Raw genomic sequence first — 11,954 nt, forward strand, 5'->3', positions numbered from 1 at the left:
GGCAACGGGTTGCCAGCGGCCGCGCGCAACTGCTGCCCTGACCCGCAACTCCGTGGGGTATTCCCTACGGAGATGCGGGTAATCCACGGACATGCAGTTTTGCCACGGAGTTCTCTCGAGGCCTCCGTTGCTCCTCCCCAGAGCGAGTCGCGGCAAGTTGTCCACATGAGCCACGAAGCGCGTTGCCCGAGTATCGGCTTGACGTGACGATCGAGGCATGGGGATGCGCTCAGTCGAGGATCTGTTTGCAGCCGCGTGGCCAGGTCATGACGTGGCCTCGACGGCTGCGCTGAAGTCGGCGGGAATTGACGATCGGCTGCTGGCCAAAGCCGTGCGCAGCGGACTGGTTCTGAGGTTGCGTCAAGGGGCCTACATCCCGGTCCACCGTTGGGACGCCCTGACGCCGTGGGAACGGGAAATTGCCAGGCTCGACGCCCACGTCGAGGGGACGCATGGTTCGGCCGTCTACTGCTTGGCGAGCGCCGCAGTTCTGCGCGGATGTGCGGTCTGGAACGTCGGTTCCGCGATCCACGTGGCGACGAGCTACGCGGGTTCCCGAGCCAGCCGGTCAAACGACACCGCAACCCACCAGCTCGCGCTCGCCGATAACGATGTGACGGTGGTCGAACGACGAGGGCGGCACATCAAGGTGACAACGCTCCTTCGCACCGTCGCGGACTGCGCACGCCACATGCCCTTTGAACAGGCCGTTGTCATCGGTGACAGCGCCCTGCAGCGTGGACTGGATCCCCACCGTTTGCGACTCGCCGTGGAGCAGGGATCTCCGCGCGGGAGGCGGAGGGCCCTCACGGTGGTGGACTCGCTTGAGCGCGCGACCGAGTCCGTGGGGGAGAGCCGGACTCGGATTTTGCTCGAACGCCTGGGGTTCGAACGGCCTCAGGTGCAGTTCGAGCTGCAGACGGGCGGCTGGTCTTTACCGGGCAGATTTCGCGTGGCCGAGTCTCATGGTCATCATCGAATTCGACGGAGACGGGAAATACCGACATCACGGCCCCGCTTCGGAGGTGCTGCTCGCGGAGCGACGTCGCGAATCCCTGCTCATGGAATTGGGCTGGGTGTTCGTACGCCTTCGCTGGACAGACTTGGAGCGCCCGGACGAGGTGCGACGACGCATCCAGTCTGCGATTCGAACGGCTGCGCGACGGTCGGCTTGATGCCGAGATCGAGCGCCGGTGAAATACGTGCTGCCCTCACCCGCATTTCCGTGGGGTATTCCCTACGGAAATGTGGCTCAGGGCAGCACATGTGGACCCGGGGGTGGCCAGCCAGGCCAGCCAGCCTGGGGGACGCCCGGCCGAGACTCGGCGCCGGCCTAGAGCGTTCCGGTCGCGATCTTGAGCATGCGGCGCAGCGGCTCGGCCGCGCCCCACAGGAGCTGGTCGCCTACCGTGAAGGCGGAGACGTACTCGGGGCCCATCTCGAGCTTGCGGATGCGGCCCACCGGGATGTCGAGCGTGCCGGACGCCGCGACGGGCGTCAGCTGGTCCATCGACGCCTGCTTCTCGTTCGGCACCACGCGCGCCCACTCGTTGTCCGCGTCGATGATCCGCTCGATCTCGGCGACCGAGAGGTCCTCGCGGAGCTTGAGCGTGAGTGCCTGGGAGTGCGAGCGCATCGCACCGATCCGCACACACAGGCCGTCCATGATCACGGGGTCGATGGCCCCGCCCGCCCGCGTGCCGAGGATCTTGTTCGTCTCGACGCCGGCCTTCCACTCCTCCTTGGACTGGCCGTTGCCGAGGTCCGCGTCGATCCACGGGATGAGCGAGCCAGCGAGCGGCACGCCGAACTGGGTCGCGTCGACGCCGCCGCGCTGGGCCGCGAGCACCTTGCGGTCGATCTCGAGGATGGCCGACGCCGGGTCGTCGAGTTCCGCGGACACCGCGCCGTGGATCGTCCCGAACTGGGTGATGAGCTCGCGCATGTGCCGCGCGCCGCCCCCGGACGCGGCCTGGTACGTCATCGACGTACCCCACTCGACGAGGTTGTTCCGGAACAGGCCGCCGAGGCCCATGAGCATGCACGAGACCGTGCAGTTGCCGCCGATGAAGTCCTTGACGCCGGCCGCAAGGCCTTCGTCGATGACCCTCCGGTTGACGGGGTCGAGCACGATGATCGAGTCGTCGTTCATGCGCAGCGTCGAGGCGGCATCGATCCAGAGTCCGTCCCAGCCGGCAGCGCGGAGCTGCGGGTGGACCTTCTTCGTGTAGTCGCCGCCCTGCGTCGTGACGATGATGGGCAGCTTCGCGAGGGTCTCGACGTCGAACGCATCGAGGAGCTTCCCCGCGTCCCCGCCGGCGGAACCAGCGAACGCGGGGGCGGCGCCGCCCGCGTTGGAAGTCGAGAAGAACACGGGGTTGATCGAGGCGAAGTCGCCCTCGTCCTGCATGCGCTCCATGAGCACGGAGCCCACCATGCCGCGCCAGCCGACAAAACCCACCGAAGAAGTCATGCCCTCCATTCTACGGAAGGCCCGCGCCGGGTCAGCTGTGCGTTACTTCACGCGGGCGCGGGGGGCCGGGTGCGTCAGTCGTTGCGCACTGCGCGGAGGGCGGCGAGGAGGGCGGCGGCGTCCCCGGGCTCCTCGTGCGCGCTCTGGGCTCCTGGAGGCCTCACTCCGAGGAGCCACACGCCGCTCTCCGCGCCGCGCACCGAGAGCGCGTAGCCCTGCCCGACCTCGTGCCGCTCGACGAGCACGCGCCCGTCGGGGTGCTCCGCGAGGTGACCCTGCACGAGCATGAACGTGGCCTCGGCCGGCGGGACGTCGGCCCGCTGGGGGAGCGCCCACCACGTGCTGTAGGCGCGAGGGCGGAGCAGGATCGCGACGCCCGGCGCCTCGAGCAGCACGATCCGGTCGGTGAGGCCAGGCGCCTCGAGCGTCAGGTCCATGCGGCGCTCGGCCCCGCCGAGGGCGGCGGCGATCCCGGCGATCGGCCCGTCGATCGCGAGCTCGGCCGAAGGCGCTACGTGCGCGTAGCCGCGCGCAACGAGCGAGGACGCCCCGCTCGCGATCACCTCGGGCAGCTGCGTGTAGTCATCGAGGCCCAGGAGCTCCGCGGTCCCGGGCGCCGCGTCGCCGCCGTGCACGGCGAGCAACGCGAGGATCTCGCCGAAACCGAACCCCAGTTCTTCGGGGTAGGCCTGCTCCTCCGGGTGGCCCGGTCCGTCGGCGGGTCCCGCGCTGGCCTCGGTCACCGCGTGTACACCGCCCACCGATAGAGAACGCCCGTGCGCGACTCGAGCCACGCGCCGTCCGCGGGTTCGGACCAGCCAGCGGACCACTCGGGGCCGAGCGCTGGCGCGTACGCGTCGCCCGCGACGTCGAGGTCCAAGAACGTCACGACCGCGACGTTGACGTCCTCGAGTGCAAGCGCCTGCGCGAACAGCTCTCCCCCGCCCACGAGCCACGTCCGTGGGCTCCCGGGCGCGCGCCGCGCCTTCGCGAGTCCCTCCTCGAGCGAATGGACGACGACGGCGCCCTCCGCCTCCCAGCCCTCCCGGCGGGTCACGACGATATTCGTCCGCCCGGAGAACGGCCGGTAGCGCTCCGGAATCGAATCCCACGTCTTCCGGCCCATGACCACGGCGTGGCCTCTCGTGACGGACGCGAAGTGCTTCATGTCCTCGGGCACGTGCCACGGCATCGTCCCCGCCTGGCCGATCACGCCGCCGCGGGCCTCGGCCCAGATGAGTCCGATCCCCGCCGTGGCGTTGGCGTCCTGCGGGGTGAGCGCTCGCAGGCCGCTCATACCGCGATGGGCGCCTTGATGCCCGGGTGGTGCCGGTAGTCGAGCACCTCGAAGTCCTCGTAGCGGTACTCGAAGAGGCTCTCGGGCTTGCGCGCGATGCGAAGCCTCGGGTACGGATATGGCTCGCGCGAGAGCTGCTCGCGAGCCTGCTCGACGTGGTTGTCGTAGATGTGGCAGTCCCCGCCCGTCCAGACGAACTCGCCGACGTTGAGCCCGAGCTGCTGCGCCATCATGTGCGTGAGGAGCGAGTACGAGGCGATGTTGAACGGAACCCCGAGGAACATGTCAGCGCTGCGCTGGTACAGCTGGCACGAGAGCCTGCCCGGGCCGCCGTCCTCGGGGGCCACGTAGAACTGGAAGAACGCGTGGCACGGGGGCAGCGCCATCTTGGAGAGCTCGGCAACGTTCCACGCCGAGACGATGTGGCGGCGCGAGTCGGGGTTGGCCCGGAGCGAGTCCATGACAGCCGAGACTTGGTCGATGTGCTGGCCGTCCGGCGTGGGCCACGAGCGCCACTGGACGCCATAGACGGGGCCGAGCTCGCCGTCGTCGTCCGCCCACTCGTCCCAGATGGTGACGCCCTGCTCCTGCATCCAGCGCACGTTCGAATCGCCGCGCAGGAACCACAGGAGCTCGACCGCGACGGACTTGAAGTGCACGCGCTTCGTGGTCACGAGGGGGAAGCCCTCGGCGAGGTCGAAGCGGATCTGCCGTCCGAACACGCTGCGCGTGCCCGTCCCCGTGCGGTCCGACTTGTGCGCTCCGCGCTCGAGGACGTCCCGGAGAAGGTCCTCGTAGGGCGTGGCGATGAGGGTCGCAGGGGGAGTCGCGGTGGCCATGGCTCCAGCCTAGCGGGCTAGTCCTCGAACGGCTTGAGCTGCTCGGTCACGACGACGCGCGGCGCGCCGGCCACGGGCACGTGGAACACGATGAGCTCGCCGGGCGTGAGGTACGGATCCTCGGTGGGGAGTTCGGCGTCGATGCCCGGCTCGCAGCGCAGCGCGAAGGCCGCGAGCACGGTCGGCAGCACCGGCCGGTGCGTGCACAGGACGGCGCTTTTCGCCTTGTCGAACAGACGGTCCACCGTGGCTGCGGCCCGGTCCGGCTTCCGCTTGTGGGACGCCTCGGTGAGCTTCTCGTCGAGCTTGACCTTGACCCGGCCGTTCGCAGCTGCGATGTAGGGGCGCACGGTGTCGACACAGCGCCGCCACGGGCTCGTCACGACGCGCTCCGGGTTCCAGACCTGCAGCAGCCGGCCCACCGCGGCGGCCTGCCGAATGCCCGAGGCCGCGAGCGTGCGGTCGCCCTCGGCCTTGGTCCAGGAACCGCGCGGCTTCGCCTTGGCATGCCGGAGGACGATGAGCGGGCGCGTATCGAGCTCGCCGCGGCGGTGGGCCTCGACGAGCCAGCCGAGCGGGAGCGCGTCCGTCTGGTTCGTCAGGAGCGTCGCGGCCTCATCGGCGCCGCGCCACTGCGTCTCGTCCACCTCGGTGCCGTCCGGGCGGACGACGGCGGACTGGCCCACCTTGAGTGCCCAGTAGTGCACCACCTTGAGGCCAGCCACCACTCGGTATCGCGTGGCCGGGAGCGGGATCCCGAGCGGTCCGTCGAGGCCGATCTCCTCCCACACTTCGCGGGCGGCGCACTCGTGCATCGTCTCGCCGGCGTCGAGCTTGCCCTTCGGCCACGACCAGTCGTCGTAGCGCGGCCGGTGGATGAGGAGCACCTCGAGCTGGCCCGAGCGAACGCGCCACGGCACGGCGCCGGCCGCGTAGACCGCGATGGGTTCGCTGAGGTCACCCTCGTGAACCGCCGGGGGTTGATCGGTCATGGTCACCGCAGGGCTACGGACCGCTGGCGCGCCCGCGAGGCGAGGAGCCACGACTGAACGTCTTCGAGCAGCCGGCCGTCGTCGTCGAGGTGGTGTCGGATCCACGTGCCCATGCTGTCGAGGTGCCAGCTCGCGGTTTCATCGTCGAGGTAGCGGTCCAGGAGCGAGAAGAGGTCGGCAATGTCCTCCCGATTCCGCAGCTGCACGAGCGCCTCGACGCGGCGGTCGAGGTTGCGGTGCATCATGTCCGCCGAGCCGATGTAGACGACAGGGTTCCCGCCGTTCGTGAACGCGAAGACGCGAGAGTGCTCGAGGAACCGGCCCAGGACGGAACGGACTGTGATGTTCTCGCTCAGGCCGGGAACCCCGGGGCGCAGCGAGCAGATGCCGCGCACCACGATGTCCACCTTCACGCCGGACTGCGACGCGCGGTACAGCGAATCGATGATGGCCTCGTCGACCATCGAGTTGACCTTGATGATCACGCGGGCGCGCAGCCCCGCGCGGGCGTTCTTGATCTCGGTCTCGATCCGGTCGATAAGGCCCGAACGGACCGAGCGCGGCGCGACGAGGAGGCGCTTGAACGTTGACTTCGGGGCGTAGCCCGAGAGCTGGTTGAAGAGCTTCGAGAGATCCTCGCCCACCTGCTCGTCGCACGTGAGGAGGCCCAAGTCCTCGTAGTAGCGCGCCGTGCGCGGGTGGTAGTTGCCCGTGCCGATGTGGCTGTAGCGGCGCAGGCCGTCGTTCTCCTGGCGCACCACGAGGGAGAGCTTGCAGTGCGTCTTGAGCCCCACGATGCCGTACACCACGTGCACGCCCGCCTGCTCGAGCTTTCGCGCCCAGGAGATGTTGGCCTGCTCGTCGAAGCGCGCCTTGATCTCCACGAGCGCGAGGACCTGCTTGCCGGCCTCGGCCGCATCAATGAGCGCGTCGACGATCGGGGAGTCGCCGGACGTGCGGTACAGGGTCTGCTTGATGGCCTGGACCCTGGGGTCCGCCGCGGCCTGCTCGAGGAACGCCTGGACCGACGTCGAGAACGAGTCATAAGGGTGGTGGAGGAGGATGTCGCGGCGGCGCATCGCGGCGAACACGTTCGCGGCCTTCGCGGTCTCCGATTCGTTGAGGAACCGCGAGGTGTGTGCGATCTGCTTCGGGTAGTGAAGCTCGGGCCGATCGATCCCGCCGATCACGGACAGCCCGCGGAGGTCGAGGGGAGCCGGAAGCGAGTACACCTCGGACTCCTCGACGCCGAGCTCGCGGACCAGGAGGGCCCGGATGTTCGGGTTGATGTCCGTCGTGACTTCGAGGCGCACGGGCGGGCCGAAGCGCCGCCTCAGGAGCTCCTTCTCGAGCGCCTGGAGGAGGTTCTCGGCGTCGTCCTCTTCAACTTCGAGGTCCTCGTTGCGGGTCACGCGGAACGTGTGGTGCTCGAGCACCTCCATGCCCGGGAAGAGCTGGTCGAGGTGGACCGCGATGAGGTCCTCGAGCGGGATGAATCGGGCGAGCCTGCCCGCGACGTTTCCGGCGCGCGGGCCGTCGACCGAGATGAGGCGCGGGAGCTGGTCCGGCACCTTGAGGCGCGCGAAGAGCTCCTTCTCGCTCACGGGGTTCCGCACCACGACGGCGAGGTTGAGCGAGAGCCCCGAGATGTACGGGAACGGGTGGGCAGGGTCGACGGCGAGCGGCGTGAGGATCGGGAACACCTGCTCGGCGAAGAGCGTGCTGAGGCGCTCGTGCTCGGCCTCGCCGAGGTCCTCCCACGTGACGAGCTTGATGCCCGAGTCCTCGAGGGCGGGGCGGATGTGGCCGGCGAACGCTCGGCAGTGCCGTTCCTGGAGCTCGTGGGCCTCGTGGCTGATCTGGTCGAGGACCTCGTGGGGGCTCAGGCCAGCAGCGGACGGGACGGCGAGGCCTGTCGCGATGCGGCGCTTGAGGCCTGCCACGCGGACCATGAAGAACTCGTCGAGGTTCGAGGCGAAGATCGAGAGGAAGTTGACGCGCTCGAGCAGGAACAGCTCAGGGTCCTCTGCGAGCTCGAGGACCCGCGCGTTGAACGCGAGCCAGCTGAGCTCGCGGTCCAGGAAGCGGTCCGGGCCGATCTCGCCCTCGGGGGAGGGGCTCGGGAGGAACTGCGGGATGTCGATCCGATCTTCCGTCGCGCGGGAGGCGGGGACCTCGGACGAGCCGAAGACCGGCGTGGCGGCCGCTGGCCGGGGTGCCGTTTTCGTGGAGACGCCTACCGCGACTTCCGAATTCTGCGGCGCCATTGCTGCGGTGCTCTCGTTATTGGCTTCGGTCACTGTTCCTCCGCAGAAGCTCTGATGTCCTCGGTCCAGCCTACTCGGCGTTCACTGACGCCGCGGGCCCGTAGAGCACGTCCTTGTCCCACAGCGTGAAGCCGAGCTTCCGGTAGAGGGCGACGGCGGCCGAGTTGTCCGCGTCCGTGTACAGCATGACCGTCTTGAGGCCCTTCCCGTGCAGGTAGTCGATGCCCGCACGCGTGAGCGCGAGACCGAGGCCCTTGCCCTGCGCGGACGGGTCGACGCCCACCACATAGACCTCGCCGAGGGCCTTGTGTTCGCCGTGGGCCGGGTGCACCTTCGTCCAATGGAAGCCGAGGATCTTGCCGTCGTCGTCGACCGCGAGGAAGAAGCCTGCCGCGTCGAACCACGGCTCGCTCATGCGTGCTTCGAGGTCGCTGCGGCGCAGCGCGCCCTGCTCGGGGTGGTGGGCGAACGCCGCATGGTTCGCGGCGAGCCAGGCGTCGTCGTCGAGGCCCGGCTCGAAGGTTCGGATCGTGACGCCCGGCGGCAGCACTGGGGCCGGACCGTCCGCGTGGCGCACGAGCACCATCTTCCAGAGCTCGCGCAGCGGCACGTAGCCATAGAGCGCCGCGAGCTCGGCCGCGGCCTCGTGATTGCCGTGGGACCACGCCGTGAGGCCCTCGCGCCCCGAGGGGCCACGCAGCTCCTTGATCGCCTCGACGAGCCGCACGCCGACGCCCTGGTTCCGGTACGTGGGGTGCACGGCGAGTTCGACGACGCCGGCGCCGTCCGGCTGGAACGCGATGACGGCTACGCCCGCGAGGTCCTCGGGGGCCGGCGAGCCGGACGTGTCGTCGAGCGCGTGGACCGCGATCGTCACGATCTCCTCGGAGCGGGTCTCGGGCGAGCGCAGGAGCACCGTGGTCTGTTCCGAGAGGGACGGGTTGCCATCTGAATCCTCCGCGGCGGCGAGCAGGGATTCGATCTCCACCCACAGGGCCCGTGGAACGCGGCCTTCGACGACGGTGGCGGGCCAGTCCTGGGGATAAGCGCTCGTCATGAAGCAAGGCTAGCGAATGCGGCTCCGGTGTGGGCGGTTTGCCCGCCCGAGAGGGCCGTGTGTAGAGTAGATGACCGCGGCTGAGCCGCTCCGAGGGGGATCCACCAGTGGGGTGGCCTCGATACGTTCGACCCGTATGTCCTCCACCACAGACGAGGCCCCGCACCGTTTCGGTGCGGGGCCTCGTCGCGTTCGGGGCTGTTCCCAGGTGGCGTGTTCTAGGCCTCGCTGAGCTCGTCCTCGCTGAGGCGCGTCAGCGTGAGCCGGTAGCCCACGTTCCGGACGGTTCCGATGAGCCCCTCGTGGTCGGGCCCGAGCTTGGCGCGGAGGCGCCGGACGTGCACGTCGACCGTGCGGGTGCCGCCGTAGTAGTCGTAGCCCCACACCTCGGTCAGGAGCTGCTGGCGCGTGAACACGCGCCCGGGATGCTGGGCGAGGTACTTGAGCAGCTCGAACTCCTTGAACGTGAGGTTGAGCGCCTCGCCGTTCACCCGCGCCGTGTAGCTCGCCTCGTCGATCACGACGCCGGCGGCCCGGATCTCCGTGTCGGGCTCCTCGACGTGCGAGGTCCGCGACATCGCGAGCCGGATGCGTGCCTCGATCTCGGCCGGCCCCGCGGAGTCGAGCACGATGTCGTCGACCGCCCAGGCGGAGGAGACGGCGGCCATGCCGCCCTCGGTGAGGATGAGCAGGAGGGGTGAGCTGAGCCCCGTCGCCTTGAGCAGCTGGGTGAGGGAGCGGGCCCCCACGAGGTCCTTGCGCGCGTCGAGGAACACGACGTCGGCGGGATCCGCGTCGAGCAGCGCGGTCGGCTCGGCGGCCAAGATGTGAACCTGATGATTCAGAAGTTCAAGGGCAGGAAGGACTTCGACCGAGGAGCCTCGGCTGTTGGTCAGCAGCAAGATGTGCGACATAGTTCCTCCCGAAGAGCAGGCTGCACAACGTCGGGCAGGTCGTACCTATGCGGACGATTATACGGGTGAGCCTATGGAAGGATGGCAGCGTGAAGACGTGGATCGGAGGCGCGGCCGCTGCGGGCATCGGAGTGGCCGGCACGGCGGCCCTCGTCGTCTCGAGCCTCGGTGGGCCTTTCGCCCAGGCCGCGGTCGCCGTCGTCCTCGCCGTCGCGGCCGGCTTCGGGTGGCCCCACTTCCTCGGAATCCCCGCGAAAAAGACCAATGGGACGATCCTCGCGCTCGCGGGCGCCGCGGCCGGAATCTCGGCCGCGGTGGTCAACGGTCCCGAGTTCCTCATGTGGACGCCAGCCGCGATGGCCCTCGGTGTCATGGCAGTGATCGTCGTCCAACTCATCCGCGGCACGGGCCAGACCCACCGACTCGAATCGACGCTCGGGGCCAGCTCGGGCGTGTTGCTCTGCTGCCTCGGCGCGGGGTGGATCGCCACGGCGCGCTTCACCGGGACGGGCTCGATGCTGCTCGTAGCAGGGATCAGCACGGCCGTCGCGCTTCTGGTTGGGGCCATCAACTGGCCGGACACGATCGTGGCCCCGTTCGCGATCGTCTTCGCGGGCCTCGCCGCGCCGCTCGCGGCGCTCGTCCTGACGGACATCGCGGTGATTCCGGCCACAGCGGCGGGCGTGCTGATCGGCGCGGTGCTCGCTGCGGTCCGCAGGCTCAACCGAACGCGCTCCCACCCCATGCCCCCGGCAGGGCTCGTCGCGCTGGCCCTCGCCCCGGTCCTCGCCGTGGGCTCGATCGCGTACTTCATCGACAAACTGCTGCTCCACTGAGGGTGCCGCCCCCGCCGTCACGCGGGCGGGCGGCCACCGCCGAGGCGCTACGATGGCGCTATGTCTGTTCTTGCATGGGAAATTCTCTTCCTTGTCCTCCTCGTGATTGCCGGCATCTCGATGGCGTGGTTCGCCGTCTACGCGATTCTCGGCCTCTTCCGCGGCCAGCGCTGACGCTGCCGGAGCCCTACCGTGCCCATTGAGATCCCCACCGGACTCACTCCCGAACTGGTCCCGCTGTCGTGGCTCATCGGGGAGTGGGAAGGCCAGGGGCGTCTCGGCCCGGGCGAGGAGGGCGACGATCACTTCGGCCAGCGCGTCACGTTCCACCACCACGGGTTTCCTTATCTCGAATACACGGCCGAAAGCTGGCTCTGCGACGAGAACGGCGTGCGGCTACGGCCGCTCTCCGTCGAGACAGGCTTCTGGCAGCTCGACCGCCCACTCCTGGATGCCGATGGCGGCCCCGGGCTCACGCCGGCGGACATCGTCCCCGCGTACAAGTCGGCGGACGAGGTCGAGCGGCTTCGGAACGCTGACGGCGGGTTCGACATCACCGTGACGATCCTCCATCCGGGCGGCATCGCCGAGCTGTACTACGGGCAGATCCGCGGCCCGCAGATCCAGCTCAGCACCGACGCCGTGATGCGTGGAGCCAACAGCCGCAACTACTCGGCGGCGACGCGGATCTTCGGCCTCGTCAACGGCGACCTGTTCTGGCGCTGGGACGTCGCGTCAGGAGGCACGCCGCTCGCGCCGCACGCCTCGGCGATCCTCAAGCGCGTGGCGCAGCCCGAGATCCCGCAGCGACGCGCGGAATGAGCGTGCGGGCTGAAACGTGCGGACTGAAAACGGTCCCCGAAACGTTGAACAAGGCATGACCTTCTCCTCGCCCCTCCTTTCACGCCCCGGCGCAGTTGCGGCGGCGGGCGCCGATGTCGGCGTCGCCGCGCACTACGGCGACCCCGTGCGCGAGCAGCGCGCCCTCGCGGAGGGACGCGCCGCCGTCGACCTTTCCTTCCGCGGCGTGGTCACCGTCACCGGCCCCGACCGCCTCACGTGGCTCACCACGCTCTCCTCGCAGCAGGTGTCCGGCCTCGCCCCGGGGGAGTCCGCCGAGCTCCTGCTCCTGAGCATCCAAGGCCGGATCGACTACGACGCGCGGATCGTCGACGACGGCGCGACGGCGTGGCTGCTCGTTGAGGCGGCCGAGGCGGAGGGCATCGCCGCGTGGCTCAATTCCATGCGCTTCATGCTGCGCGTCGAGGTCGCGGACGTG

General features: G+C 69.4%; 11 protein-coding genes and 2 pseudogenes. 4 read left to right on the top strand and 9 right to left on the bottom strand.

The genetic code is table 11. The features are described from left to right. Positions 1-223: 223 nt before the first annotated feature. Positions 224-367, top strand: a pseudogene (locus tag ACLN58_RS11125) (type IV toxin-antitoxin system AbiEi family antitoxin domain-containing protein); the annotation flags it as partial. A 201-nt stretch (positions 368-568) separates the two neighbouring features. Here the strand turns inward: ACLN58_RS11125 and ACLN58_RS11130 are convergent. The 9 genes from ACLN58_RS11130 to ACLN58_RS11170 form a co-directional block, all read right to left on the bottom strand. Continuing rightward, on the bottom strand, positions 569-754 hold the full coding sequence (locus ACLN58_RS11130) for a hypothetical protein (protein WP_415855325.1): 186 nt from the start codon (positions 752-754) through the stop codon (positions 569-571). A gap of 579 nt (positions 755-1,333) precedes the next feature. Beyond that, on the bottom strand, positions 1,334-2,473 hold the full coding sequence (gene asd / locus ACLN58_RS11135) for an aspartate-semialdehyde dehydrogenase (protein WP_415855326.1): 1,140 nt from the start codon (positions 2,471-2,473) through the stop codon (positions 1,334-1,336). Positions 2,474-2,547: 74 nt separating this feature from the next. Further along, complete coding sequence (locus ACLN58_RS11140) at positions 2,548-3,216, bottom strand: hypothetical protein (RefSeq protein ID WP_415855327.1); 669 nt, start codon at positions 3,214-3,216, stop codon at positions 2,548-2,550. Beyond that, on the bottom strand, positions 3,213-3,770 hold the full coding sequence (locus tag ACLN58_RS11145; RefSeq protein WP_415855328.1) for a dihydrofolate reductase: 558 nt from the start codon (positions 3,768-3,770) through the stop codon (positions 3,213-3,215). Before ACLN58_RS11145 ends, ACLN58_RS11140 begins: the two co-directional genes overlap by 4 nt. Continuing rightward, the gene (locus ACLN58_RS11150) at positions 3,767-4,609 is read right to left on the bottom strand and encodes a thymidylate synthase (protein WP_415855329.1); all 843 of its coding nucleotides are present in this window, start codon (positions 4,607-4,609) and stop codon (positions 3,767-3,769) included. The genes ACLN58_RS11145 and ACLN58_RS11150 overlap by 4 nt, the downstream gene beginning before the upstream one ends. Before the next feature lie 17 nt (positions 4,610-4,626). Further along, the gene (locus ACLN58_RS11155) at positions 4,627-5,601 is read right to left on the bottom strand and encodes an NUDIX hydrolase (protein WP_415855330.1); all 975 of its coding nucleotides are present in this window, start codon (positions 5,599-5,601) and stop codon (positions 4,627-4,629) included. A 2-nt stretch (positions 5,602-5,603) separates the two neighbouring features. Continuing rightward, positions 5,604-7,868 carry an RNA degradosome polyphosphate kinase gene (locus ACLN58_RS11160; RefSeq protein ID WP_415855335.1) on the bottom strand — a complete coding sequence of 755 codons (2,265 nt, stop codon included), beginning with the start codon at positions 7,866-7,868 and terminating at the stop codon, positions 5,604-5,606. Positions 7,869-7,938: 70 nt separating this feature from the next. Beyond that, a complete protein-coding gene (gene mshD, locus ACLN58_RS11165; protein ID WP_415855331.1) occupies positions 7,939-8,925 on the bottom strand; it encodes a mycothiol synthase in 987 nt (328 codons plus the stop codon). Between the two features lie 218 nt (positions 8,926-9,143). Further along, positions 9,144-9,839, bottom strand: coding sequence for a winged helix-turn-helix transcriptional regulator (locus tag ACLN58_RS11170; protein WP_415855332.1), 696 nt, complete (start codon positions 9,837-9,839; stop codon positions 9,144-9,146). Between the two features lie 89 nt (positions 9,840-9,928). Between ACLN58_RS11170 and ACLN58_RS11175 the strand changes: the two genes are divergently transcribed. From ACLN58_RS11175 to ACLN58_RS11185, 3 genes and pseudogenes are all read left to right on the top strand, one after another. Then, positions 9,929-10,675: a permease gene (locus ACLN58_RS11175; protein ID WP_415855333.1), complete on the top strand. Its 747-nt coding sequence runs from the start codon at positions 9,929-9,931 to the stop codon at positions 10,673-10,675. Between the two features lie 192 nt (positions 10,676-10,867). Further along, on the top strand, positions 10,868-11,497 hold the full coding sequence (locus ACLN58_RS11180) for an FABP family protein (RefSeq protein ID WP_415855334.1): 630 nt from the start codon (positions 10,868-10,870) through the stop codon (positions 11,495-11,497). Between the two features lie 55 nt (positions 11,498-11,552). Continuing rightward, a pseudogene (locus tag ACLN58_RS11185) lies at positions 11,553-11,954 on the top strand (folate-binding protein); the annotation flags it as partial.

The organism is Sinomonas sp. G460-2 (genome assembly GCF_047759905.1).
GTDB lineage: Bacteria > Actinomycetota > Actinomycetes > Actinomycetales > Micrococcaceae > Sinomonas.

Bases quoted from the DNA above. Each gene is read 5' to 3' on its own strand.
- asd (WP_415855326.1), bottom strand. From the start codon at position 2,473: ATGACTTCTTCGGTGGGTTTTGTCGGCTGGCGCGGCATGGTGGGCTCC.
- ACLN58_RS11145 (WP_415855328.1), bottom strand. From the start codon at position 3,770: ATGAGCGGCCTGCGAGCGCTCACCCCGCAGGACGCCAACGCCACGGCG.
- ACLN58_RS11150 (WP_415855329.1), bottom strand. From the start codon at position 4,609: ATGGCCACCGCGACTCCCCCTGCGACCCTCATCGCCACGCCCTACGAG.
- ACLN58_RS11155 (WP_415855330.1), bottom strand. From the start codon at position 5,601: ATGACCGATCAACCCCCGGCGGTTCACGAGGGTGACCTCAGCGAACCC.
- ACLN58_RS11160 (WP_415855335.1), bottom strand. From the start codon at position 7,868: ATGGCGCCGCAGAATTCGGAAGTCGCGGTAGGCGTCTCCACGAAAACG.
- mshD (WP_415855331.1), bottom strand. From the start codon at position 8,925: ATGACGAGCGCTTATCCCCAGGACTGGCCCGCCACCGTCGTCGAAGGC.
- ACLN58_RS11170 (WP_415855332.1), bottom strand. From the start codon at position 9,839: ATGTCGCACATCTTGCTGCTGACCAACAGCCGAGGCTCCTCGGTCGAA.